19 protein-coding genes and 1 pseudogene are annotated in these 25,673 nt (G+C 43.0%); 3 read left to right on the top strand and 17 right to left on the bottom strand.

Annotated features, from left to right (window positions below; all coding sequences use genetic code 11):
* Positions 1-21: 21 nt before the first annotated feature.
* The 6 genes from fabV to K1M91_RS02880 form a co-directional block, all read right to left on the bottom strand.
* Positions 22-1,224, bottom strand: a complete 1,203-nt coding sequence (gene fabV, locus K1M91_RS02905) for an enoyl-ACP reductase FabV (protein WP_232800062.1) — start codon at positions 1,222-1,224, stop codon at positions 22-24.
* 144 nt (positions 1,225-1,368) lie between these two features.
* Positions 1,369-4,320 (bottom strand): HD domain-containing phosphohydrolase, encoded by a 2,952-nt coding sequence (locus tag K1M91_RS02900; protein ID WP_232800061.1) that lies wholly within the window; start codon positions 4,318-4,320, stop codon positions 1,369-1,371.
* Positions 4,321-4,487: 167 nt separating this feature from the next.
* A complete protein-coding gene (phoU, locus tag K1M91_RS02895) occupies positions 4,488-5,192 on the bottom strand; it encodes a phosphate signaling complex protein PhoU (RefSeq protein WP_232800060.1) in 705 nt (234 codons plus the stop codon).
* Between the two features lie 16 nt (positions 5,193-5,208).
* Positions 5,209-6,027: a phosphate ABC transporter ATP-binding protein PstB gene (gene pstB, locus K1M91_RS02890; RefSeq protein ID WP_232800059.1), complete on the bottom strand. Its 819-nt coding sequence runs from the start codon at positions 6,025-6,027 to the stop codon at positions 5,209-5,211.
* A 35-nt stretch (positions 6,028-6,062) separates the two neighbouring features.
* Entirely contained in the window at positions 6,063-7,715 is a 1,653-nt protein-coding gene (gene pstA, locus K1M91_RS02885; protein ID WP_232800058.1) for a phosphate ABC transporter permease PstA, read from the bottom strand.
* Positions 7,716-7,728: 13 nt separating this feature from the next.
* The gene (locus K1M91_RS02880; protein WP_232800057.1) at positions 7,729-9,954 is read right to left on the bottom strand and encodes an ABC transporter permease subunit; all 2,226 of its coding nucleotides are present in this window, start codon (positions 9,952-9,954) and stop codon (positions 7,729-7,731) included.
* A gap of 416 nt (positions 9,955-10,370) precedes the next feature.
* Between K1M91_RS02880 and ppk1 the strand changes: the two genes are divergently transcribed.
* The 3 genes from ppk1 (at position 10,371) to yegQ (ending at position 16,100) form a co-directional block, all read left to right on the top strand.
* Positions 10,371-12,554 (top strand): polyphosphate kinase 1, encoded by a 2,184-nt coding sequence (ppk1, locus tag K1M91_RS02875; RefSeq protein WP_232800056.1) that lies wholly within the window; start codon positions 10,371-10,373, stop codon positions 12,552-12,554.
* A gap of 719 nt (positions 12,555-13,273) precedes the next feature.
* Complete coding sequence (locus K1M91_RS02870; protein WP_232800315.1) at positions 13,274-14,407, top strand: Na/Pi symporter; 1,134 nt, start codon at positions 13,274-13,276, stop codon at positions 14,405-14,407.
* Between the two features lie 313 nt (positions 14,408-14,720).
* Positions 14,721-16,100, top strand: coding sequence for a tRNA 5-hydroxyuridine modification protein YegQ (gene yegQ / locus K1M91_RS02865; RefSeq protein ID WP_232800055.1), 1,380 nt, complete (start codon positions 14,721-14,723; stop codon positions 16,098-16,100).
* Positions 16,101-16,261: 161 nt separating this feature from the next.
* On the opposite strand, the gene K1M91_RS02860 is transcribed toward yegQ, so the two are convergent.
* From K1M91_RS02860 to K1M91_RS02810, 11 genes and pseudogenes are all read right to left on the bottom strand, one after another.
* On the bottom strand, positions 16,262-16,753 hold the full coding sequence (locus tag K1M91_RS02860; RefSeq protein WP_232800054.1) for a hypothetical protein: 492 nt from the start codon (positions 16,751-16,753) through the stop codon (positions 16,262-16,264).
* Between the two features lie 113 nt (positions 16,754-16,866).
* On the bottom strand, positions 16,867-17,244 hold the full coding sequence (locus tag K1M91_RS02855; RefSeq protein WP_232800053.1) for a VOC family protein: 378 nt from the start codon (positions 17,242-17,244) through the stop codon (positions 16,867-16,869).
* Between the two features lie 115 nt (positions 17,245-17,359).
* Entirely contained in the window at positions 17,360-18,088 is a 729-nt protein-coding gene (locus K1M91_RS02850; protein WP_232800052.1) for a hypothetical protein, read from the bottom strand.
* Positions 18,089-18,718: 630 nt separating this feature from the next.
* Positions 18,719-19,684 carry a hypothetical protein gene (locus tag K1M91_RS02845; RefSeq protein WP_232800051.1) on the bottom strand — a complete coding sequence of 322 codons (966 nt, stop codon included), beginning with the start codon at positions 19,682-19,684 and terminating at the stop codon, positions 18,719-18,721.
* Positions 19,685-19,960: 276 nt separating this feature from the next.
* Positions 19,961-20,332: a contractile injection system protein, VgrG/Pvc8 family gene (locus K1M91_RS02840; protein ID WP_282561077.1), complete on the bottom strand. Its 372-nt coding sequence runs from the start codon at positions 20,330-20,332 to the stop codon at positions 19,961-19,963.
* 45 nt (positions 20,333-20,377) lie between these two features.
* On the bottom strand, positions 20,378-21,352 hold the full coding sequence (locus K1M91_RS02835) for a hypothetical protein (protein ID WP_232800050.1): 975 nt from the start codon (positions 21,350-21,352) through the stop codon (positions 20,378-20,380).
* A 202-nt stretch (positions 21,353-21,554) separates the two neighbouring features.
* The gene (locus K1M91_RS02830) at positions 21,555-21,770 is read right to left on the bottom strand and encodes a hypothetical protein (RefSeq protein ID WP_232800049.1); all 216 of its coding nucleotides are present in this window, start codon (positions 21,768-21,770) and stop codon (positions 21,555-21,557) included.
* A 498-nt stretch (positions 21,771-22,268) separates the two neighbouring features.
* Positions 22,269-23,549 carry a hypothetical protein gene (locus K1M91_RS02825; RefSeq protein WP_232800048.1) on the bottom strand — a complete coding sequence of 427 codons (1,281 nt, stop codon included), beginning with the start codon at positions 23,547-23,549 and terminating at the stop codon, positions 22,269-22,271.
* Positions 23,550-23,560: 11 nt separating this feature from the next.
* Positions 23,561-23,920, bottom strand: coding sequence for a hypothetical protein (locus K1M91_RS02820; RefSeq protein ID WP_232800047.1), 360 nt, complete (start codon positions 23,918-23,920; stop codon positions 23,561-23,563).
* Between the two features lie 144 nt (positions 23,921-24,064).
* A complete protein-coding gene (locus K1M91_RS02815) occupies positions 24,065-25,177 on the bottom strand; it encodes a DUF6708 domain-containing protein (protein ID WP_232800046.1) in 1,113 nt (370 codons plus the stop codon).
* Between the two features lie 262 nt (positions 25,178-25,439).
* Positions 25,440-25,673 (bottom strand): annotated as a pseudogene (locus K1M91_RS02810) (hypothetical protein); the annotation flags it as partial.

The following is a 25,673-nucleotide window of genomic DNA, read 5'->3' as shown; positions in this document are numbered from 1 at the left end:
CTTTATTGAGAGTATTTAGGCTTAAAGCTCAATACAATCAAAGTCGACTTCCGTTGCCACATCAGCATCATAATCAACGCCTGCCACACCAAAGCCAAACAGTTTTAAGAACTCATCTTTGTATAACTGGTAGTCGGTCAATTCAAATAAGTTTTCCGTGGTCACCTGTGGCCAAAGCGCTTTACAAGCATCTTGTACACTATCACGAAGCTCCCAGTCATCTAAACGTAAACGGTTAGAATCGTCAGTCTCTGGCGCACTGCCATCAACTTTGTAAAGGCGAGCATCAAACAGGCGATAGATTTGATCCATACACCCTTCGTGGATACCTTGTGCGCGCATAATTTTAAATGCCATAGCAAGGTATAACGGCATCACAGGAATGGCAGCACTGGCTTGTGTTACAACACTTTTCAGTACCGAAACATAAGCGGCGCCGTCTACAGCGGCTAGTTTTTTATTTAACTCAGCTGAAGCGCGATCTAAATCTTCTTTCGCTTTACCTAACGCGCCGTGCCAGTAAATTGGCCAAGTAATTTCGGTGCCAATGTAAGAATAAGCAACGGTTTGTGCACCTTTAGCCAATACACCCGCCTCAGCAAGGGCTTCAATCCAAAGCTCCCAATCTTGGCCGCCCATGACAGTTACTGTATTTGCCACTTCTTCATCAGTCGCAGGCTCTACACTGGCTTCAATAATAACGTCTTTGTTAGTGTCGATAGCAGTAGACGTGTAAGTTTGACCAATTGGCTTTAAGCTTGAACGAACCACTTCACCAGTGTCAGGCATTTTACGAACAGGCGATGCTAATGAGTAAACCACCAGGTCGATTTCGCCAAGATCTTGCTTGATCAGTTCGATAACTTTCGCTTTAGCTTCATGAGAAAATGCATCGCCATTAATGGTTTTTGCGTACAAACCCGCTTCTTTCGCGTATTTGTCAAATGCAGCGCTGTTGTACCAGCCTGCTGAGCCAGGCTTTTTCTCTGTGCCTGGCTTTTCAAAACAGACGCCGATCGTTGCTGCGCCTGAGCCAAATGCCGCTGCAATACGTGAAGACAAGCCGTAACCTGCTGACGAGCCTAATACTAATACTTTTTTTGGACCGTTGGTGACCGGACCTTTTGCTTTAGTAAATGCAATTTGCTCTGCCACGTTAGCGTCACAGCCAACAGGGTGCGTAGTAGTACAAATAAAGCCACGAATTTTAGGTTTAATGATCATAGTTAACTCTGGTTCGGTTAAAGATAAATTTTCGCGCTAACGATACCTTATTTCCGCCATTGACGAAAATTTTGTTTATTTAACTGGCTCAAAAAGCGAACAATTACCTCGCTATTACCGTAATTTAAACGTTTTGTTAGCAACTTACGCCGTTATCAACGGCGATGGCGATTCAACTGACGTCACATCAATCCCGTAGTCAGCTAATTCAACAGCATCAATTTGCGTATCGGGTAAATACATCTGTGCATAGTCAAGGTAGACGCCAGATCGTAAAAACAATTCAAATAAGTCGCCATCAAGGTGATTATCTTGCACCATAAAGCTCATAATTTTAATCGCTTCACTGAGTGTTTTGGCCTCCTTATAAGGTCTATCTGAAGCAGTTAGGGCCTCAAACACATCGGCAATCATCATCATTCGCGCCGTTAAGGGAAGCTCGCCTGCTGGAATTCTTTTCGGATAACCGGTGCCATCCATTCTCTCGTGATGGCTGGCTGCAATCACTGGCACATCTTTCAAGTTCTGTGGTAAAGCCAATTTAGACAACATCACCGAGGTATAGACAATGTGCGAGTTGATGATAAAGCGATCTTCAGCAGTCAGCGTGCCACGTTGAATCGACAGGTTATGTAATTCGCCGCGATCATACATGTATTCAGGCACCGTCATATCAAAACCCCAAGGGTTACCGGGAGCCGTTAACATGGCATCATCTCTTGGCACTAAATGCTCGGCCTTATCGGCCAATAAACGTTCAGTAACAGGTAATGTAGCTGCAGTGCTGGATTTGCGTGACATTTCTTCTTTAGATAGTCCTAAGCGATCATCTAGAGTACGAGTCCAGGTTCGTTGCGCTATCTGTGCCAAGCGCTGAGCATACTCTGGCGACATATATTCACTGCCGATATTGCATTTGGCCACAAAAGCAAACTCTTCATCTAACTGGCTAAGTAGCTCATCTCTTACTTTCGCTAATTCAACTTGTGATTGCCCTGTTGCCACACCTTGCCAATAGTCACAATGGGCTTGTGATTTCAATAATTCAAAACGCATTCTTATTTCATGAATGCGGTTATAAATGGTCTCAAGCTTAGTGGCTTTATCCACCACAAATTCAGGCGTGGTGATTTTGCCGCAGTCATGCAGCCAAGACGCAATATGCAGTTCTTTCCATTGCTCTTGGCTGAGCTCAAAATCTTTATATTGGCCTTTTGTTTCACTGCAAGCGGCATGGGCAAGCATTTGGGTAATTTCAGGTACTCGTGAGCAATGTCCACCAGTATAAGGAGACTTACTATCGATAGCGCTGGCAATCAATTCGATAAAGCTGTCCAGTAGTTCTTTTTGTTCGGTTAACAACAATTGACTTTCTATCGCTAAGCCACAATAGCCCGACAGCACTTCAATAAAACTGGTTTCATGACTGCTCGCTTGATCTGAGCTTTCTATCATTGCCAAAATGCCTAACGGCTCTTGATTACGATTAGTTAATTTAACCCAAGTGATGGCAATATTTTGAATATTGAGCGCTTCTTTAAACAGACCTTCTAGTAAGGATGAGTCTTGACTAAGCTGATGTTGGCTAACCAACACACTGTTGGGTTTTGCCAGAAAACCACTTTTTTGTAAAATTTTATCCGCCTCATCAACGCTGGCCTTAGCGATAATTTTCGATTGCTTGTAGCCACAATCTGGCAATAACGTTTTACTGTGCAGGTAAGTTTGTGTTGCCTTGTCGTAGAGAAAGATCATGCCACCTTGGGCTTTAGTCATCGCAACACTTTCCATCAGCACGCTATTAAGTAACCCATCGAGCGATTGATGGGCAGATAACTTGCTTGATAATTGTTGAAACTGACTAATGGTGTTTTTCATTGATGCCGCGACACTGGCTAGCTCTGAGACCTCACTGACAATGGATTTATCATTGATGGACGTACTGAAATCAAAATTTTTAATATTCTGCAGCTCAATGGTTAATCGTTTAAGTGGACGTGAGATTAGCTGCGAAAAAAACCAAGCAATAGGCAGCGTCAATATAATGATAAAAACAGCAATATAGACGGCATTATTACGAATTTGATGGGCATTTTTTAATAGCGCGCTGGTGGGGGTCAGTACCATCAAATAGTAGTCCCCTTGATTAGAAAAAGTCAGCAATGAAACATTCCCAAGCCAGTTTTCCCCTGCTAAATCGAAGCTGAATTCTTGCTCTTTAATTTCATAGTGCTTGAAAACATAATCTAGCGCGGCATTATTGAGTTCGTTGACATGGATTAATTTGGCTTCATCATTCCCGACTAACAGGCTAGGATCTTGATAAGCGATGACCTGAGCTTGTTTGTCTAAAATAACTAACTCAGAGCCTAAAGGAAGATCTCGATTAACGAGGGAAGCTGATAAAGAAGCCAAGGTAAAATCAACCGCGACCACAGCATGACCATTAGGCGCCTTTAACGCAAAAGTAATACCAAGTAGCTGAGAGCTATTAAAAATATAGGGTTCAGTTATCGTGATCTCATCTTTCGTCATCGCCCCTTGATACCAAGGCCTTAAGCGCGGATCAAAATCATAGCCACGGCCTTCGTCGCCATAAACAAACTGCCCTTGCTCGTTGTAGTATTGATGCCACACTTGCCGCTTACTTTGCTGATGCTCAACGGTCGTGAGCAAATAACTGGCTGTTTGAGCCGCGATAGGCAATGGCTCTTTCTGATGCGGGTGAATTTTGCTTAAATAGTAAAAGTCACCAGTATCGTAACCAGCATAAACAGCGTTCATATCAGGATTAACTTGTATAATCTGCCATAACTGAGCAAAAGTGGTGTGACGCTGCTCTAGCGTTTTCCCCTGCCCCAACTGGCCTTGAGATAATAAGCTTAAAAGCTTTTGCACTTTTTGATAGCTTGACTCAACATTGGTTTCAATTTCACGATCTGCTCGTTGAAACACCTCTTCTGAAGCTTCAATAATCAACTTGCTGATTTGGGAATAGCTGTACCCCGCAAGGGTGAGCCCACAAACTAAGATTAAACAAACAAATAAGCCTGTGATATGAATGTGCAGCGCGATACCTTGTTTAATTCTCATCATAAATAGACTCATGACTTATTATTGATAAGATAATATTAGTCAATTTTACTAGGGCTAACCGATTATATTTTCTGACTTTAATTGCCCTAATCTAAATTATTTATAGGCCATAAAAAAACGGAGGCATTGCCTCCGTTTTTTATGGACTAAGCCGCTTTTACATCAATTTACTTCAGCAACGATTCCATTTCATTACTGTCAATATGGCGTACATCTTTACCTTTTACAAAGTAGATAATGTACTCGCAAATATTTTTACAACGATCGCCCACTCGTTCCATTGCCCGCGCCGCCCATAGTACTTTTAAGACGTTCGGGATCGAGCGTGGATCTTCCATCATAAATGTCATCAGTTCACGAACAACACTTTCGTATTCACGGTTTACTTTAATATCTGAGGCATGAATTTTGATGGCCGCTTCCACATCCATACGAGCAAATGCATCTAATGAATCATGTAGCATTTTCACCACATTGCGACCCATGTGCTCAACACTCACTAATGGCGGCTGGGTCTTATTGGCATTATCAATCACCATATGTGCCACTTGTTTAGCTTCATCACCAATACGCTCTAAATCAGCAATGGTTTTAATAATCGCGATAACTAAGCGCAAATCACTGGCTGCAGGTTGGCGCTTGGCAATAATACGAGTACACTCCTCATCAATCGACACTTCCAATGAGTTAACCTTACGGTCACGCTCTACCACACGCTTGGCGACTTCTTTTTCTTGAGCATGTACAGCATCAATAACGTCGTTCATTTGCTGTTCAACCAAACCACCCATAACCAACACTTGGTTACGCACATTCTCTAATTCAGCATTAAACTGACCCGAGATGTGTTTGTTTAAATTCATGTTATCCATTGTTTGCTCCTCGGGCCTAGCCGTAACGGCCAGTAATGTAATCTTCGGTTTTCTTTAAGCTTGGCGTCGTAAATAAGGTATTAGTATCCGCGTATTCAATTAACTCGCCCATGTACATAAACGCCGTTTGGTCTGAAACGCGCGCGGCTTGTTGCATGTTATGAGTAACAATCACAACGGTGTACTTACTCTTTAGCTCATTAATCAATTCTTCGATAACTAAAGTTGAAATAGGATCAAGTGCTGAAGTTGGCTCATCGAGTAGCAATACTTCTGGCTCAATCGCAATGGCACGAGCAATCACCAAACGTTGCTGCTGACCACCAGATAAACCAAATGCATTATCGTGTAAACGATCTTTCACTTCATCCCACAATGCCGCGCCGCGTAAAGAGCGCTCAACAGCTTCATCTAACGTACGACGGTCTTTTATGCCTTGTAAACGTAGCCCATAAACCACATTCTCGTAAATGGATTTAGGGAACGGGTTCGGACGCTGAAACACCATGCCAACGCGACGGCGTAAAGCCGCAACGTCAACATTGCGATCATAGATATTTGTACCGTGAAGGTCTATTTGGCCTTCGATACGACAAATATCAACCAGATCGTTCATGCGGTTAATACAGCGCAATAAGGTTGATTTACCACAGCCAGAAGGACCGATAAAAGCAGTCACTTGGCCCTTAGGTATTTTCATACTGACATCAAACAGCGCTTGTTTGCTGCCATAGTATAAATTCAGATCTTTTATTTCTAACGCTGTTTGCGCTTCAGTTAAATTAGCCAGGTCTAGCGCTTGGGCATTCGCCGTAGTAGGTGCTACTGAAATCATGTTTGTTACCTTTTATCTGTTCTTTATGACCTGGATTACTGATCCAAGGATCTGAATTTTTCGCGTAAACGGTTGCGGATACTAATCGCTGACATGTTTAAGCCAATGATCACAGTAACCAACAAGAATGCCGTTGCGTACACCAGCGGACGTGCCGCCTCTACGTTCGGACTCTGGAAGCCAACATCATAAATGTGGAAACCTAAGTGCATAAATTTACGCTCTAAATGGAAGTATGGGAAGTTGCCATCAAGAGGTAATGTCGGCGCCATTTTAACCACGCCCACCAGCATTAAAGGTGCAACTTCACCTGCAGCACGTGCTACAGCCAAGATCAACCCTGTCATAATCGCTGGGCTTGCCATTGGCACAATAATGCGCCATAAGGTTTCTGCTTTTGTGGCGCCCAGTGCCAATGAGCCTTGGCGTACCGATGAAGGAATACGAGATAAACCTTCTTCGGTCGATACTATCACTACAGGCAGCGTCAAAATCGCCAACGTCAGGGCTGACCAAATAACACCCGGTGAACCAAAGGTTGGACTTGGCAACGCTTCTGGATAGAAAATTTGATCTAAACTACCACCAACCATATACACAAAGAAACCAAGGCCAAATACGCCATAAACAATTGAAGGCACACCCGCTAAGTTAATCACCGCAATACGGATCATCTTAGTAATCGGACCTTTTTTAGCATATTCATGCAGATAAATAGCCGCGACCACACCTAATGGGGTGACGATTACAGCCATTAACATCACCATAAATACGGTGCCGAAGATAGCAGGGAAGACCCCGCCTTCGGTATTTGCTTCACGTGGGTCTGAACTTACAAACTTGGCTAACTGATGAACCCAATGACCAAATTTTGCAAAAAATCCCATGTCATTTGGAAAATGAACATCTAATACTTTTTGCATCGGTAAAGTAACTTGGCGACCATCCATGTCACGCACAATCACCGCATCACGGGAAGCTTGGTCACGAAATGCAAATAGTTCCTTTTCCAGCACCAAGTAGTCATCATGTAAGGCTTGGCGTTGGGCTTCAAAATCAGCTTTAGCAGCCTCATCAAGCTCACCATTAAGCGCTAAGCCACGCTCTTTTAAGCGTAAACGCTCAAGCTCGTAGTTAATGCTACCAATAGGGCCATGTTGCAAATCATCGGCTTGCTGATTCAGCGCGATAGCACGCTCCATCCGCTTGATTAACTCAGCGCGTTTGTCCGTGGCATTAACAGCTTCACCAGCTTCAAGTAAACCTTCAACATAACCATAAAAATTACCGTTGGTTGAACGTTCAAATACGGCAATATCTTGTGGCGCCGTTTTAGTTTTAATTTGCGTTTCCATTATCCAACGGAAGTCCAAATCAACGTATTCACGGTTACCGGTTTTAAGTAGGTAACGTGTGATAACTTCATCATGTTGCTCTGGTAGCTTCACGCCCGACGATAAAACACGCTCGGCGCTGACCTTTTCCGAGTCATATAACTCACCGATCACTGTGTGACGCTGGCCATTTAGCTCTTCTAGGTCAAATTCATAGACGGTGCTTGGCCAAAAAAAGCTAAGTCCACGCCAAGCAATCAGAACCAGTAAACCCACTACAGCCACTAAGCTAATAGAGACGGCGCCTCCGGTCATCCAGATCCATGGCGCACCCGATTTAAACCAATTTCTCATCTTAATCTCTCAGTTACAGGCTAGAGTACTTTTCACGTAAACGCTGGCGCACAAACTCGGCGACAGTGTTAAAACAAAAAGTGAAAACAAATAATACGAAAGCAGCTAGGAACAACACTCGATAATGAGAGCTACCTACTTCCGATTCAGGCATTTCTACCGCGATGTTAGCCGCTAAAGTTCGCATACCTTGGAAAATACTCCAGTCCATTAATGGCGTGTTACCCGTTGCCATCAATACAATCATGGTTTCGCCAACTGCGCGACCAAGACCCATCATGACAGCAGAGAAAATACCTGGACTAGCAGTCAAAATAACCACGCGAACTAAGGTTTGCCAGCTGGTCGCCCCTAAGGCAAGTGAACCATTGGTCAAGTGTTTCGGCACACTAAATACCGCATCTTCTGCAATGGAGTAAATAGTTGGAATAACCGCAAAGCCCATCGCAATCCCCACCACTAATGAGTTACGTTGGTCAAAATCAATGCCTAATTCATTAGTAAGAAACTTACGCGCATCGCCTCCAAACAACCAATATTCAACTGGCGTGCTCAAGGCAAACGCGGCATAACCAACGAGGATAACCACAGGAATTAATATGAGTGAATGCGCACCTTCAGGCGTTGCTTGTTTAATTGATTTTGGCAAGTTATGCCAAATAAACGCAGCCAGCAGCACACCAATAGGCAAACCAATAATCAGCATCACAATACCAGGCAGGTTTTCTTCAACAATCGGCGCTAGCCATAAGCCAGCTAAGAAACCGAGAATAACCGTAGGTAATGCTTCCATCAGCTCAACGGTGGGTTTCACTATTGAACGTACAGGCGCAGACATAAAGTAAGCGGTATAAATCGCGCCAGCTAATGCGATTGGCACGGCAAATAACATCGCGTAAAAAGCCGCTTTAATGGTACCAAACGAAATCGGCACTAAGCTTAATTTAGGCTCAAATTCATCACTGGCAGAGGTTGACTGCCAAACATAATCCGGCTCAGGATAACCTTCGTACCACACCTCTTGCCATAATGCTGACCAAGTCACCTCTGGGTGCTCATTATCAAGATGATAAAGGCTCAAAAGACCTGGCTCTTCAACTAAAATAGCATTTGCTCGCGGTGAAATAGCAACGGCTTCTAATGGCTTGTCTGACAGTTTTTCAGAAAGTAAACGTGTATTACCTGTGGTATGGAAAATACCTAGGTAACCCTCATCATCAAGTGTAAGAAAACCTTTGCGGAAGAACTCAGGAGCGATATCAATAATGCCTGCTTCGGCCTTAAACTCACGAATTAACGTTAACTTACGGCTGCCATCTTTAACGACTTCAAACCACTGCGATATGTCACCATTGTCATTACCAACAATCAATGAACTCGCACCGGTTAACAGACGAACTTTTGTTACGTTAGCACCCGGTGAATTAATATCCATCATGGTAGTGAGATGAACATCGTCAACATCTGAAATATCATAGATAGCCAAACGATTGCCGCTGCGTAGATATAAGTTACGAAGGTTTGGCAATAACAGTATTTGATCAACTTTAGCGGGAGCATCCGGCAACACAGTGCTAACTGGCGTCCAAGTGACCTCTTCGGTCATCATGTTTTGCTCAGCCGTTAGAGCCATAAACACAGCGCGACCATCGGCCATAACAGCAGCAATACCAGCTTGTTCGTCGGACATTTCAAATGCTAAGTGCTTAATCGCACCGCCAGACTCATCTATCGTTAGATGTGACTCACCTAATGGGTAAGAGACCGAAGGCTCAATTAAGCGCTGATCGTTTGGGTATGAAACCTCAAAATCTGGATGAATAATTTGAATGGTGCCATCGTCAAAGCCGTATACCATCATCCCTTTCGATGGAATGGTTTGACTAAACGCTGTCACCTTACCCGCTAATTGCTTTTGCAAGATAACCGAGCCTGACGACTCGCCCTGTAGCGAAATAAATTCAACTAGGCCCCCATCCGTCATGCGATAGGCGATTTCATTTTGCTCTTCCATGCCCAAGGCCAATGTTTTTCCTTGGCTTTGCACCTTTAACGTGGTCTGTTTTTCGATGTCAGCACTTTCAAAAATTGGCTGCACAACGTAAAGAAGGTAAACAAAAATCAACAGTAAGGCAGTCAACACTAAAACAGCGCCAGTGGTAACCCCATACTTTGCTAATTTATCTGTTACCAACCGCTTGCGACTCCCAGCAAGCGACAGGGAAAATTCCTCTGCCATTGGTATCCTCTGAATGGTATTTAAACTGTGGGCATTATATTTCTCAATGATGACAGTTTTGTTACGTGGAACGAAATGATTTAGCTAAAACGATAAAAGCGGAAGAAACATGGGAAAGGAGTAAAAAACATCAATTACCGACAAATACATCAATTATCTTGATAAGGTGTCAAGTATTGGCGACAGCTGGATAAAGTTACATTTTTATGTCATTTAAAAGGCCAAATTTACATTAAATATTTATGACAATATTAATAAAAGTGTCACATTCTAGTTCTATGCTTAAGATACGTTATTCTGTCATTAAAAATTCATCCATGTAATGGATTTTGTGCTAGTAGTCGCAAGCAAATAAAACTGTAGATTGAATATAATAACGATGATTAATTAAGTTTGTTAGCTTCAGGGGGTCGAGAGTGAGTTTGGATAAGCTGTTTGTAGAAAAGGAATTAAGTTGGCTATCGTTCAATGAGCGCGTATTACAAGAAGCCATGGACAAAACAGTTCCTATCGTTGAAAGAGTTCGCTTTCTAGGTATCTTTTCAAACAATTTAGATGAGTTTTTTAAGGTGCGAGTGGCCGATGTCAAGCGCCGCATCATCATTAATGAAGCACAAGGCGGTGACGAAGGAGCGAAGCATCTACTCACAAAGATTCAAAACAAAGTTCTCAAGCTGCAACAAGATTTTGATAATACTTATAAAGACTTAATTTTGGCATTAGCTCGACACAATATCTTTTTAGTCAGCGAGAGCCAGCTTTCGGAAAATCAACAAAGCTGGATAAGAAGCTATTTCAAAGACAAATTACTGCGCCACCTAGCCCCTATAGAGTTAACCAAAAGCATCGACTTAGTAGATTTCCTTAAAGATGAATACACTTATCTCGCGATTGAGATTCGTAAAGGCGATGATACCAAGTATTCATTAGTTGAAGTGCCAACTAATGATTTACCACGCTTTATCCAATTACCGAGTGAACAAACTAAGCGTAAAAAATCACTCATTCTGCTCGATAACATTATCCGCTTTTGCATTGAAGACTTATTTAAAGGTTTTTACGAGTTTGATAGCCTCAACTCTTACTCAATCAAAATGACCCGCGATGCTGAATATAATATGCAGGGTATGGTAGAGCATGGTTTGTTAGAGCAAATGTCGGAAGGTTTAAAACAGCGTTTAACAAATGAACCGTTACGATTTGTTTATGACCGCGAAATGCCTCTACACATGGTTGATTTTATTAAAGATAAATTACACATATCCTCTCATGATAGTGTCATACCTGGCGGCCGTTACCATAACTTTAAAGATTTTATTGGCTTTCCAAATGTCGGCCGAGCTTACCTTGAAAACCCAAGTTTACCGGCACTTTCTTGTCATCAAATAGAAAAATGCGATACGGTTTTTGACGCTATTTCCGAACGAGACATTCTACTCTACTATCCGTTTCATAAGTTCCGCTACGTGACGGAACTGATCCGCCAAGCCGCACTCGATCCAAAAGTCAGTACCATAAAGATCAACCTCTATCGTGTGGCAAAAAAATCACGCGTCGTGAGCTCACTGATTGACGCCGTTAACAACGGTAAAAAAGTAACCGTCGTAATAGAACTTCAAGCGCGCTTTGATGAGGCGGCCAACATCAAATGGTCAAAACGCTTAACCCAAGCGGGCGTGAAAGTGGTGTTTGGTGTTCCTACTTTAAAGATCCACTCAAAGCTTTGTCTTATTACTCGTTTAGAAGACGAGCAGTGGGTAAAGTATGCTCATTTAGGCACAGGTAACTTTAACGAAAAAACCGCACAAATTTACACTGACTTCGCCCTACTCACTAAGAATCAAGAGTTAGCACAAGAAGTAGAGGGCGTATTCGACTTCATTGAGCATCCGTATCGTCGTACTAAGTTTAATCATTTATTAGTGTCGCCAATCAACTGTCGACGCTACCTTTACCGCATGATAGATGCAGAAATAGCGAGTGCGAAACAAAACAAGCCGGCAGCAATTACGGTTAAGGTAAATAACTTAGTCGACAAAGGGGTGGTTAACCGCCTTTATGCTGCCAGCAGTGCAGGGGTTAACATTCGCATGATCATTCGTGGTATGTGTGCCTTGGTACCAGGCGTGGCAGGCATTAGTGAAAACATTGAAGTAATTAGTATTGTCGACCGCTTTTTAGAGCACCCTCGAGCGTTTATTTTTCACAATAATGGTGATGAAAAAATATATATCTCTTCTGCTGATTGGATGACACGTAATATTGATAACCGCATCGAGGTGGGCTGCCCTATCTATGACCCTGAACTCAAAGCCATGATCAAGCACAGTATCGAGTTACAATTTAAGGACACCACTAAAGCTCGCGTTATTGATAAAGAGCAAAGCAATGAGTATGTACAACGCGGTAACCGCCGTAAAATACGTTCTCAAATAAGTACTTATGAATACTTGAAAAGACGTGAACAGCACCTAGTGCAAGCATACCAAGAAGAACAAACCTTGCAAGCACAGATTGCTGAGCCAGAAGAGTCAGGAATAGAAGTTAACCCGCAAAGCGTTGCGATTAACACTCAATCAAAGCAACTTGAACAAGCATAAGTTTTGAGGGCTTGAGTGTCACTCAAGCCCTCTTACTTTTTCGCATTTGAGTTCCAGCCAGCCATAAAATAAACACAGTCAGGCCATTGTTTTTCCCTATTTAAGACGTAAAGTAGAAAAACTAAAGGTCCTCAACAGATGAAAATCGAGCTCAATAGTAGCAAACGCAATAACAATATCTACACCAAGTCGCCAACTTTACATAGCCTATTTCGATTTAAATAACTTGTTTTGTCCGAAGCACCATATCGGTAAAAACGAACCCAGGAAACAAACCATGAAAACAAGGCAAGTGAAACTAAAGTTGCTAGAAATAAAAGCACCGGATCCGATAGTTTATTGCTAATTATTTCCTTTTCATCAAAAGTTTTAACTAACCTTTTGTTTTCTTAGGATGATTTTTTAACTTCCTCTATTTTTTAGCTATTTTTCTTTATCTATACGCATCAAAATTTAAGTTTGCAAAAACCATTAAAATTAATTTTATAAACTTTAAAATCAATGTTTAGCAGTATATTAAGCAATCGACGAAACTAGTTCATAACTGTTTTAGATCAAATATGCTGTTAATTTTCAGCAAATACCTTCAAAATGACGCCCGTTCAAAAACGGAGTGCGATCACATTGAAATATTTCTGTCACATTTCTCTGCTTAAATCCGCTCGTCGAAAAACTGAAATATCACCCAATAGGTTGTGATAGGAAGCAAAAAAATGAATATGAATCAGGGAAAGCAAGTCACACAAAACATCTTAAATTGGCTTGCAGTTGTTGTACTGGTCTATGCCATGTTAGTGGCCGTAAGCACTGTGGGCAGTGGCTTCAAAATTGTTTCAGGCGGAGCCAGTGGCGCAGAGCAAATATTTCAATTTGCCAGTAATCCATTTATAGCGTTAATACTCGGTACCTTAGCCACTGCTTTAGTACAATCTTCCTCTACTGTCACCGCTGTTATTGTCGGCTTAGTGGCGGGCGGTCTTCCTATCTCTATCGCTATTCCTATGGTGATGGGTGCCAACATGGGAACCACCATTACCAACACCATCGTTTCCATTGGTCACGTCCGCCAAAAAGAAGACTTTAAGCGCGCTTTTAGTGCTGCGACAGTACATGACTTTTTTAACCTACTAGCAGTCGCTATTTTCTTACCCCTTGAGCTAATGTTTGGCTTGTTAGAAAAGTTGGCTGCCGCAGCGGCTCACCTGCTCGTTGGAAGCTCAGATGTATCAATGAAAGGCCTTGATTTTATGAAGCCTTTAACTAAACCTGCAGTAGGTCTGGTCAAGGATGTTTGGGCATTTTTACCGAGTAACTGGACGGGTATCGCCATGGTTATCACCGGCATCGTTATTATTCTGTTTGCCGTGACTTACTTAGGTAAAGTGCTTAAGCGAGTACTGGTTGGTCGAGCGAAGAACGTGCTGCACAGTGCCATAGGTAAAGGCCCTGTAACGGGAATTTGCTCTGGCGCATTGGTCACTGTAATGGTGCAATCTTCATCTACCACCACCAGTTTGATGATCCCATTAGCGGGTTCAGGTATGTTTACAACCAAGCAAATTTACCCATTTACCTTAGGTGCAAACATTGGTACCACCATTACCGCATTACTGGCCGCAACAGCGATTACGGGCAGTGCCGCCGAGGTAGCATTAACCATTGCTTTAGTACACTTTTTGTTTAACTTGTTAGCTGTGGCCTTGATTTATGGCTTGCCATTTTTACGCGACTTACCCATTAAGGCGGCAGAGCGCCTTGCAGAGGTAGGCTCTCAAAACAAACTACTGGCCTTTAGTTACGTCGTCGGCACTTTCTTTGTTATCCCCGGCTTAATGTTAGTGGCGGTTCGCTAATTAGCCCAGTTTTAACGACTTGCATTAACTCACGCCGCATTGACTTGCGGCGTTTTACTATCAACACACCATGCCCATCTAAACACGACAACTAAATTAACAATTAGCTTCACTCTTAACAGTACTCCTCTCTATTGATAAACCTATAGCCAACAGCACTTAAAACGAAATTGATCTAAATCAATGTCTGATTAGATTTCTCTCTCTCGCTAGCAAAGCGGCTTACTTCGTTAATAAATTACCAGTAACATTTGCGCCCCCTAAACCATGTGGTGGTTTAGCCTGACTTGAGATCAGACAAGAGAGATTAATAATGTTTAAACCTGAACTGCTTTCCCCTGCTGGTACCCTAAAAAACATGCGTTACGCCTTTGCTTATGGCGCAGACGCCGTTTACGCGGGTCAGCCACGTTACTCACTACGTGTACGTAACAACGAATTTAATCATGAAAACCTTCAAATAGGCATTAATGAAGCCCACGCCTTAGGTAAGAAGTTTTATGTGGTGTGTAATATTCAGCCCCACAACTCAAAGTTAAAAACCTTTATTCGTGATATGAAGCCAGTGGTTGATATGGGGCCTGATGCGTTAATTATGTCTGATCCCGGCCTTATCATGATGGTACGTGAACACTTTCCGCAAATGCCTATTCACCTATCGGTGCAAGCCAATGCGGTTAACTGGGCAACGGTGAAATTTTGGCAGCAACAAGGGGTTGAACGCGTTATTCTGTCACGTGAGTTATCCCTAGAAGAAATTGAAGATATCCGCGAGCACGCACCAGAAATGGAGCTTGAAGTGTTTGTGCATGGCGCATTGTGCATGGCTTATTCAGGGCGCTGCCTGCTCTCTGGCTACATCAACAAACGCGATCCTAACCAAGGCACCTGCACCAATTCTTGCCGCTGGAAATACGACACTCATGAAGCCAAAGAAAACGAAGTAGGCGATATTGTCGCGGTACAACCAGAAATCTACACACCAGAAAAAGTCGCGCCAACATTAGGGGAAGGTCAGCCAACGGATCAAGTCGTGCTGCTACAAGAGCAAGGCCGTCCAGGTGAATACATGCCAGCGTTTGAAGATGAACACGGCACATACATTATGAATTCAAAAGATTTACGCGCCATTGAGCATGTTGAGCGTTTAACGCAAATGGGCGTGCACTCATTAAAAATAGAAGGTCGCACTAAAAGTTTCTATTACTGCGCCCGCACCGCGCAAATTTATAAGCAAGCCATTGATGATGCCGTAGCGGGTCGCCCGTTTGATCAAAACTTGAAAGGCACCTTAGAAAGCTTGGCTCACCGCGGTTACACTGAAGGCTTCTTACGCCGCCATAACCACAGCGAATATCAAAACTACGACTATGGCTACTCTGTTAGTACCCATCAACAATTTGTCGGTGAAATCACTGGCCGCCATGCCGAAACAGGCTTAGTTGAAGTGACCGTGAAAAATAAGTTTTTGTTGGGTGACAGCATGGAATTAATGACGCCCAAAGGCAATATCACTTTCACGTTAGAACAAATGCAAAACCGCAAAGGAGAAGCCATTGATGACGCCAAAGGCTCAGGCCATATTGTTTACATTCCATTACCAAGTGATATCGAGCTAGAATTTGCATTACTGATGAGAAATTTGCCTGAAGATGCAGATACCCGCAACCCGCATCAAGCTAAGTCAGCTTAACGGATTGACCATTAAAGGTAGCGTGGAAGCTGGAGGTTAGAGACCTTCGGCTACCCATTGGCCTATTTTTCAACCTACTTTGCGAGAACAAAATTGCCCCTGCGACCATTGCAGCTATATCAGCTATAACAACAATACCGTGATTGCTTGGTTATATGCTACTACTCGTATGCTTTTAGCGTGTCAAAAATCTCCTTTGACAGAGCTCTAAATAAACCGTGAATAGACTCTGATAGTTTCTCAGGATTTTCGAAATCAGGATCAGCAAGCATTACAATTTCAAAAATTGACCATTCTGGCATTGACTCTTCGTTCAGCCATTGCACCCCCTTCAACTTCTCCCAGTAACCTTTTTGAACATCCTTTGTTTGCCCCAGCAGCCAAATTTCAAAGCAGACCTTTTGATGATTAAGTACGAGAGCCAGTTTAAGCTTGTTCTTTTTAAGATAATCATTTTGCAAATAAAAGTAAGTAAAATCGATATAACCATGGAGTACATTCGCAATTGAAAATTCACCTTTATAGGTTTTATGAAACTCACTCCTTAAGGTTTGAACTATTCCCACGAGGCTTTGATACGTTTTCTGGATTTCACCACTAGCTAATGCCTTTTTATAGGCCGGTATGCAAGCATTTATATTTTTCCCTAACACGATAGTTTCCTCAGACTTACCCCAACACAATTAGCGTCCCAATCTGCTGCAAAGCAATGTGGGTCGTTTTTGCAATATACTGCAAAAGCTACGTTGGCGGCTGGAGTATTTTGTTATGCACTATCTGGCGATGATACGTCGATGGTTACTCCTTCTGGTGACAAAATTAACATTCTTTTTTGTCCGTAAGGTGTAGATTTAGGTGGTTGTTCAACTCGAACATTTAACTGACAAGCCTTTTCGTAAACAACGGTCACAGATTCAACAACAATTGTAAGATAGATCCCGCTAGGCTTGCAGCCAACACTTTTGGGAACAACATCACTTTCTTGCGATATTAATCCAACTTCTAATTCTCCCCCTTGTGAGATTAAATGAACAAACCAATCACTGTCATAATCTATCGAAAAGTCAAACAACGAGGTATAAAATGCCTTTGATGCTGACAAATTTTCAGTGCAGATATTCGTTAATAACCTTTTAACTTTCATCTTTACTCTCCTCTATTGTTATGGCATTACGCCGCGCCACAGAACAAAAGATTGGGTTACAACCTGTAGTAAGACAAGCTATAAACTACTGTTTTGCAATATTTATTCAATCACCTTAATAGCCTTCTTGGTAACGTAATTTATTTTCATGTAAATCATTTCCGAGCATGACTGGAAGTTCATTTTCAATAAACCTCTCTAATTCATTAAAATCACCATTAATGTCTAAGTCTTTAAAATCCTTATTAGCCTTACATTCTTTGATTTGAGGAGTGTCTCGATAATCAAATATTGGAAGGCTGCGTTTTCGCTTTGCACAACCGACAGCATAAGTAAACAATTTGAAATTATCGTCATTTGCAACCCGCTTGAACCCTATTAATGCATCTGCCACATTAAATGCGCTACAAAAATATTGGTAAATGCCACCACTAGAAACTTCACAAATAAGATCAACTAGAGCAAAAGCTTGAAGTAACTCTTTAGTGTGCGATTTATTATAATCAGGCGTAAAGGATAGAGTATTCGCGTGATCAGAGCTTTGTTTTAATAACCTTTGAAAAGCTTCTTCTCCCTTGATTTTATTAAAGGTTCCTTTTGGCAAAAGATACGTTGGTGATTCGCTGATTAAAGGTTCCGTTAAACCAAGTGAATTTCTAGGTACACCAGTGGCGAAAGACAAGCTGTCTAGAAATGAATGAGTGTCTACTCGTCGCGAATCGGGAACATTTGCAAAACTATTTTTTCGCTTGCCTTTAAAACAAGGCATACATTTTCCACCAGTTTTTTGAGCGGTTGTTGGTAAAATTTTAACTCTACATTCGATACAATCTACTTTTTCCATGATAATCCCTTTATTTGAAAGCCAGCTCCCTCAAAAGAAGCGTATTCCCACAAAAACATTCACATTATTTTTTATGCGCGGTATAGCGCTACTTAACAATTCTGCTATACGCCTCTCTTTTATAAACCGACTGCTTGCAAACATCCAGCTGACCAGAGTTACCATTTGTACCATCAGGATCAGGCCTTGTGTTTTGCCACTATGAGGCTAACTCGGGAATAATATAGACCAAAGTCCTCCCCTAGCTATTTTTGATAATACCCACCACTGGAAAACGCCAAGATAGTGGCATCATTTCGGTTAGCTGCCATTGTTTCATAATCCTGCAAATAAACATTACTCTACGCTGTCGCTATGGGATGTCATCAATATTCCCCTAATAGCTACCCGCATATTCAATACGTAATGGTCTGCTCATGCTCCTACCTAAACAAAAATGGCCTAGCATAAAACTAACCCCCCCCCAGCCAATAAGGCAAAAAGCAAGACCTGTCCCTATAAGCGTGCGACGCGATTCCGCGGGAGCGGTTTTTAAACCATTCACACGCTGTTTCGCGCAATAAATTGCGCTCCTACCCATCCTCATTCCAGTAGGAGCGATTTTTAAATCGCGAATAAACACGCGGCCAGCTAAGCAAACTTGGGCAAGGCTCTTACTGCTTGGATCAATTGCGCTTTTTGCTCGTACAGATCTTTTAGGGCCATGTCGCGCCAATATCTGGGGTTGCGCTGGATCTTTTTGTCATGGGCTGCGCTGACGGGATCAAGGTGGCGGCTCATTTCAAAGGTGGGCACGTCGGGCAATGGGCGTGAGGTGTCCATATAACGCTGAATAAAATTCCAGATGGCCGTGACGTCATGGCCCAGTTTATTATCACCAAATAGTGCAATATCTATCTTTAATTTGGGCTCGGTGGTGCAGCGCAAAAACACTTGGTGGTAATCCGTGATGCCTTGATGGGTTGAGATGTTAATGGTTTCGGCAACGCAATCTTTAAACGCCACATCGTAAAGTAATTTATTGGTTTTTTTACACCACTGCTTTACCCGCCCAGTGCGGCGATTTAACTCAAAATGGGGTTTAACATGTTTAGCGAATTTCTTGATGCAAAAAAGCAGTATCGGGGTGCAAATAACTGCAGAAACGATAAATGGTAAAACAAAATACATGAATGTGTGATCAACATAAAGCCAAAATCTAGGCCAAAAACTTTCAGTTGCTAGTCCAGAGACGACTCCTGCTAATAAAGTAAAAAATAATGCAATCATAGCTAGCTTTATCGCTCCTACACTTCCAGCCAGTAACACAAAAAAGATCTTATCGTTGATCTTACCTAAGGTGGGATAGCGGATCATTTCAGCATCAAAACGCTCTATTTGCTTATCTGAAAATTTAGGGCCGCCTTTTTTATCTTCAACAAAGAGATCGTCCACTTCATGACTGTCGAGGGCGTTAGGGGGAAACACATCCCATAGCTCTTGGCTTTTATTGAGCACCATGGCGCGATGGGATGGTTTAGCCAAATATAACTCTTGGGCTTGTTCGCTGCGATAAGCGCTGGGTTCGTAACTAAAAATGCTATTTTCACTGCTCATTATTTAACCTAAACATTCTTCGCGATACTGTAGGAGCGGTTTTTAAACCGCGAATAATCAAACATTTCACGCGCTGTTTCGCGCAATAAATTGCGCTCCTACCTGGCCCCACTCCAGTTTAGGCAAACTTGGCAAAGACTGGGCACCCATCAAAATCCACCAGCATTTTGCATGCTCATTGCCTCACCCACCAATATCACAAAAAAGTGAAACTATAACTCATTTTAATTGATAGTTATATCGCTATTGCAAATCATAGTAGCTAATACATTGAATTCATGAAAAAAGACAATGACAGCATCCTGAACGAGATCTACAGACTTGATGGGTATGATCACTAAACACCATCACATGTTTATCTGCATGGTGCTCAAAGTAATAAAACAAGCCTTCTTCGGCGGCTAAACGCTCGATAAACGCCAGATCCGTTTCTCGGTATTGCACACAATACTCGCGCACCGCACACGCCTGCTGACACGCAAAGGCATAATCGGTGATGCCCATTTCTTGCAGTAAAATACTGATAATGCTCAAGGCATCTTGCTGCTGAAAAATGCGGCTGTTTTGGCGTAGGGTTAAACGCGCAGCGCTGGGCACTAATTCAAGCCGATAAAAAGTATGATGTACATCAGGGTCGCCATTGCCCAAATCGGCTTAGCGTTTATTGGCCACCTTTTTCTTGCTCGTTTATACTCAAGCCAACTGATAATTCAGTAAACTTTGCGCTGCAAACACTTGCTCGGCTTCATCCATACTCATATCGCGCCAATATCTGGGGTTGCGCCCGCTTTGGGCATCACTGGCGATGCTGGCAGGATCGCTTTGGCGCCACATCTCTAACGCAGGGATATCGGGCAGTGGCTGGCCGGTGTCCATGTAACACTGAATAAAGTTCCACGTTGCATAAGTATCGGCAAGGCGATATTCGTCGCCGATACGGCCGCCTTCAATGCAGGCCTTAGGATCTTGATAATGGCGAATATTTAAGGTGTTTTTAACCACCACGCCTTGATGCCCCGCTTGCGCCCACGTTTCTGCCACGCATTCACTAAAAGGAAAGTCGTGCAGTAACTCACCCGACTTATCATCAAAGATTTTCACTCGACCGGTAACACGATTAAACTCATATTCAGTTTTCATGTCGCCGTATATTTTGGGGCCAAGGTATTTTTCAAATAGCGGAACACCTTGGAAAGCGATAAAACAAGGTAAAGTCATCATGGTATTTGTAATAAACAGCGATTCAAGAAAGTGGTTCCAAAAGGGGTCTCCAGCCGAATAGGCGGTTGCCCCCCACCCTAAAGCCGCAAAAATAGACAAAGGGGGAAAGGCATAAGTCCCCACTTTTCCTACCCCCCAAAATAGTGTCAGTAATTGCTGCAATAAACCAAAGCGGCCAAAACTTGGCAGACGCAACACTTCTGAATCAAAGCGCATTTCACTGGTGCGATACTCTTCCTCATCGACGGACTCAGTTAGCAACTGTTTATCAAGTTGCTGACATTCCTCTAGTATTTCTTGATTTAGCCATTTTTCAGGGATGGCCTTCGTTAACCTTGCACTTTTCTGTAGCGGCTGAGCAAAACGAGTTGGCTGGCTAATCGCTAAATTCGCAGCCTGGTCAGCGCGATAAGCCTTAGGGCTGTACTGGTTAATTTGTTTAAACATTAAGTCTCCTTCGTTTTTGCTGGGCGAAAATCCTCTGACTTTAACCAGTATTCATGTTTACCGATGAAAGTTACGCTATCAAACTCTGGGTTGTTTTGCTCTGGGTTTAAATAATCATAACGCATTGGATTATCTGGCGTAGGAGCCGGAAAAACGAAAACACGGCCACTAATAAGCAAATAAACAGGCTCACCTTCTAGCGTTAGGCCACATTGAGCTGGTTTAGACGAGCAAGATAAACGGCTTCATTTAACTTATCCTGTTGTGATAATACGTCTTCTATTTGATCTTTACTCAGCTCCCGCCAGTATCTTGGGTTGCGTCCAGAGCGCTCATCAAAACGTCTTGTGGTGGCATCTTGTCTGCTGTCAACAACAATCCAATAGCCATCACCCATTGAGTATGACAAGTATCCCATGTACATCCAAACAGCGATAAGAATTGGCAATAAATGAACACTACCTAGTCGCCCAATTCCTGTAAGAGTCAACAGCACATAATATAAGCCGCGCCTTTTCTCTAATGCCTGGACTTTAAGATACTCATGATCAAAACACATGGGGGCCTCACGTGCTTCCTTGAGCGTTTCTTCATCTACATCCCCTCTCTAATGAATTCTTCAAGACTTTCTTTATTTAGCCAGTTACGAGGTATACCAGCATATAACTTTCGGGTCTTTTGCAAGGTTTCAGCAAGCTGCGTTGGTTTATTTAGAGCCAAGCTTTTGGCAAATTCAGATTTATAGCTTTCATTTGAATACAATGACATACTTTACTATCTCGTCCTGACGGGCACGGCAAAAAGCTAACGCACTGGTGATGCCGTGCACTTGGCTTGCAGGGTGAATGAAAACGTCAATCAGCTTGTCGATTCAACACGCCTCACATAGCGGATCTAATGTGTATTTACCCACATGTTATTTGCCACCGTAATCACATAACAGTGAAATGATTAACTGATCACCACGTTTAGTTGCAATCTGTAACGGCGTATGACCTTTAGGGTCAACCCCATTAGCATCGGCGCCTTGCTCGAGGTGCTGCTTGGCCATCGCCCAATCACCCATATTGATAGCTTGGTGTAGTGTCATCACAAACTGGCTGGCGTCGTATTGGTTTATTTGATAACCGCAATGCTCACAGCTTGCTGCCAGCTTGGCAACCAGCTCTTTACAGCTTGGACAGCGCTTTACCTTGCCGCTTTTTAAGGCTGCTGCCTCTTGCTCGGCTTTTAGGGCTTGTTGCTGCTTTTGCTGCTGAGTTTGCTGATCAAATAAGTCGGGGATGTCTTCCCAATTAAAGCGAGTCTGCTCTTTTTTTAATTTCTTGGCCACGCGTTGCTCAAACCATTTCGGTGACATTTTTTTCCATTTATCCGCTTTGCGGCCTGTGGCCTTATCATGAGCAGCGGTAGTCGCGTCTAACGGCCTAAAGGGCTCAAGCTGGGGAATATCGGGCAGCGGCTGGCTGACATCCATAAAACGTTGCAACATTTCCCAACAAAGGTAATGCTGCTGCGGCGTAGCCTGCAACTCACCGGCTAAGTTAAGATAAAACACCGCCTTTTGATTGCGGTGTACCACGGCCAGATTGGTATAAATTTGCCCTGAGGTGGTATCTACATGTAAATCGACAAAGGCATCAAAATCGGTAAAAGGGTAACTGACTAAACCAAAGCGTTTTTTTACCTTGACCATGCCAGTTTGGCGGAAAAAGCCATCGCCATTATCGGTAGCAAACCATTCGGGGTGTTTTTCTAAGTAAGAAAACAAAATGCGGCAACTAACGCCAAAACAGACAATGCTAAATGTTATAAGTAAATCCGTTAAATTTGGAGGAGTAGGATCTTCATAGTTGCTAAAATATAACAAGAAACCTGAAAGAAGATAAAGTACTCCCAATAAAGCATAAACATACCCTCCACCCAATAAGTTCATTAAAAAAGAAGTGAAGCCTTTATAATCTGTGTATTGAAGGCGAGAATGGTTCCAGCCGATTTCACCTGCACCTATCCTTTTAGAGTTGTTAACTCCAAATGATAGCTGGTGATATGGTTCAACATTAGCATAGTGCTGTGACCAAGGCAGCTTGATACTCCCTTTGCTCCAAGTGGCGTAACGCAATCCTGTTTCTGGCCGTTTAACTTGGTTTGCTTTATCTTGTTGCCATGCGGTGGCACTGTAGTGTTCATCTAACATGTTTAATCAGCCTAAATCGTTAATAAAATGTCATGCTTTTGAGGCTCCAAGCGACGATAAATAAAATACCCTTGATTTTTTTGTTCACTTTCAGAGAGCCAGTCCAAATCATCCGCAGTGGGCTCTTGTGCAGGAAAACTGATCACAGTGGCAATTTCTTCTTTGGTTGTAAAATCAAGTAGCTTTTCTGTTACTTCAAAGCGATACCTTACCGCTAAATCCACCTTGTTAACAAAATTTAGCCCTAAACATGACACGGCAAGAAAAAATTCGGTGCCATTATCGGTATCTAACCACCCTTGGGTGATCACGGCCGGTGTTTTAACTTTATAATCGCGGTCATAACTGTCTAATTCATCAGTGGCGACCAACTCCTGAGGAAAGGTTGGACACCCACCAAAATCAGGAGCGATTCTTTTATCGCGAAAAATCCACCCTCAACACGCTGCTTCGCTGTATAAATACAGCTCCTACCGGCCCGCACTTTGCATAACCTCCTTCATTAAGGGCTCTTGTTAATAAGCCTTCACATCTTGGTTATTTTCAGCGTCGTTATTGGCTTTAGCCAGCAGCTCAATATCACCGATATTTAACAGGGTTTTGCCATAGTAGCGATACTCGGCGTTAACAAGTTTGTTGGCTTGCTGCAGTTCTGCTGATGGTTTGGCCCATTGGTCGCGGGGGAGCGGCTCGCTCCAAGCTTGCATGGCGGGGGTGACGCCGCGGTGAATCACATATTTAAGGCGGTAGTTGGTTAACAAAATACCAAACGGGGTGCCGTTCACGTACCACCAAATCTTGATCCAAAGGGGAATGTCTTTTTCTTCGCAGTTATGCCCTTCACAGTATTCTCGGCGAATAGCGGCGAAGCTTTCGGGGCTGGGCTCGGGGATGTCATCGGGGCCGTATTCCATAAAGTGGCGGATCATTTCCCATTGCGCCGCTGCCACTAGCATATTGCCCGCCCCCACTTGCGCTGCAGACCAAAAATGACCGTGATCGTCTTCATCATTAGCGCCAATAAACAAGGTAGCACTGTGCACCATGGCATGGCCGGTAAAACCACTGCCTTGACCTACTAAGGCCACCACCTTTTCCCAAGGCACCACTTTGTATTCGGTTTGTTTTAGTTTTTCATTCCAACGAGAAAACATCACCTCGCGGCGCTGGCGATGAAAGCGAAGGGGGGCAGCGCGGGCAATATCTTTATTGCTACTGATAATTATCCCAAAGGTGAGTACTAGCCCTAAAATAATAACGGGGCTAGCATAAGCAAAAGAAGTCAAGACCTCATCCCACATAATGGCATCCCAAGCTACATTTACCCCCCATGTGTCCTCCGATATTTGCTTCCATTCAAACCAGTTGTAGAAGCTGATACCAAAAGTAGCACTGTAACTTGCCCAGCCGAATACAATAGCTAAGATAAGTACATATTGCGCCTGAAAAATGCTACCCTTCGCCCCGCCGATATCAATATAATGGTCGCACTTCTTAGCTAATAAATCACAGGCATTGGCCTTAGGGATGTTAGTGACGACTGGCAAGGGGCTTAAGGTAATGCGTTGCCCTGTGCCTTGCACTTCACTGCGCCCCGCTTTAAAGGGCATTTCTTGTTTATCTGTCATGATTGCTCTCGTCAACATAGCGGGCAGTGAAAGCTTGCCTTAACGAGTAACTTGCCTCACCCACTAGCCCCCAATATCACAAAAACATAAAATCCTAACTCATTTTAATTGATAGATATATCTTTATTGCCCACTGTGACATCTAATTCATTGAATCCATGTAAAAAGTCAATGGCAGCACCTGAATGAGCCCTGCAGTCTTGATGGGTACAATTTTATGCCATTATTTGCAAAACAAGCCTAATCATCAAACAGCCCCACTTTATTGAGAGCCCTGCAAAATTGCTTCTGCGTGCTCAACATTGATTCTGTGCTGGCGCTTATAGGCTTGGTTTATTTCTTTTTTGCTCATATTGCGCCAATAATGCGGGTCGCGGTTGTGCTTTATATCCCACGCTTTGGTAAAGGGGTCGGTATGACGAAAAGGCTCAAATTGCGGTAAATCAGGTAATGGCTGGCTGATATCCATGTAGCATTGAATAAAGTTCCAAACCGC

Origin of the sequence: Motilimonas sp. E26 (assembly GCF_021278025.1) — a bacterium.
Classification (GTDB): domain Bacteria; phylum Pseudomonadota; class Gammaproteobacteria; order Enterobacterales; family CBDFNC01; genus Motilimonas.
This window is presented reverse-complemented; position numbering and strand designations above follow the sequence as displayed.

What these genes read in the sequence shown, in the direction of transcription:
- fabV (WP_232800062.1), bottom strand. Translation starts at nt 1,224, where the DNA reads ATGATCATTAAACCTAAAATTCGTGGCTTTATTTGTACTACTACGCAC.
- K1M91_RS02900 (WP_232800061.1), bottom strand. Translation starts at nt 4,320, where the DNA reads ATGATGAGAATTAAACAAGGTATCGCGCTGCACATTCATATCACAGGC.
- phoU (WP_232800060.1), bottom strand. Translation starts at nt 5,192, where the DNA reads ATGGATAACATGAATTTAAACAAACACATCTCGGGTCAGTTTAATGCT.
- pstB (WP_232800059.1), bottom strand. Translation starts at nt 6,027, where the DNA reads ATGATTTCAGTAGCACCTACTACGGCGAATGCCCAAGCGCTAGACCTG.
- pstA (WP_232800058.1), bottom strand. Translation starts at nt 7,715, where the DNA reads ATGAGAAATTGGTTTAAATCGGGTGCGCCATGGATCTGGATGACCGGA.
- K1M91_RS02880 (WP_232800057.1), bottom strand. Translation starts at nt 9,954, where the DNA reads ATGGCAGAGGAATTTTCCCTGTCGCTTGCTGGGAGTCGCAAGCGGTTG.
- K1M91_RS02870 (WP_232800315.1), top strand. Translation starts at nt 13,274, where the DNA reads ATGAATCAGGGAAAGCAAGTCACACAAAACATCTTAAATTGGCTTGCA.
- yegQ (WP_232800055.1), top strand. Translation starts at nt 14,721, where the DNA reads ATGTTTAAACCTGAACTGCTTTCCCCTGCTGGTACCCTAAAAAACATG.
- K1M91_RS02855 (WP_232800053.1), bottom strand. Translation starts at nt 17,244, where the DNA reads ATGAAAGTTAAAAGGTTATTAACGAATATCTGCACTGAAAATTTGTCA.
- K1M91_RS02850 (WP_232800052.1), bottom strand. Translation starts at nt 18,088, where the DNA reads ATGGAAAAAGTAGATTGTATCGAATGTAGAGTTAAAATTTTACCAACA.
- K1M91_RS02845 (WP_232800051.1), bottom strand. Translation starts at nt 19,684, where the DNA reads ATGAGCAGTGAAAATAGCATTTTTAGTTACGAACCCAGCGCTTATCGC.
- K1M91_RS02835 (WP_232800050.1), bottom strand. Translation starts at nt 21,352, where the DNA reads ATGTTTAAACAAATTAACCAGTACAGCCCTAAGGCTTATCGCGCTGAC.
- K1M91_RS02830 (WP_232800049.1), bottom strand. Translation starts at nt 21,770, where the DNA reads ATGGGATACTTGTCATACTCAATGGGTGATGGCTATTGGATTGTTGTT.
- K1M91_RS02825 (WP_232800048.1), bottom strand. Translation starts at nt 23,549, where the DNA reads ATGTTAGATGAACACTACAGTGCCACCGCATGGCAACAAGATAAAGCA.
- K1M91_RS02815 (WP_232800046.1), bottom strand. Translation starts at nt 25,177, where the DNA reads ATGACAGATAAACAAGAAATGCCCTTTAAAGCGGGGCGCAGTGAAGTG.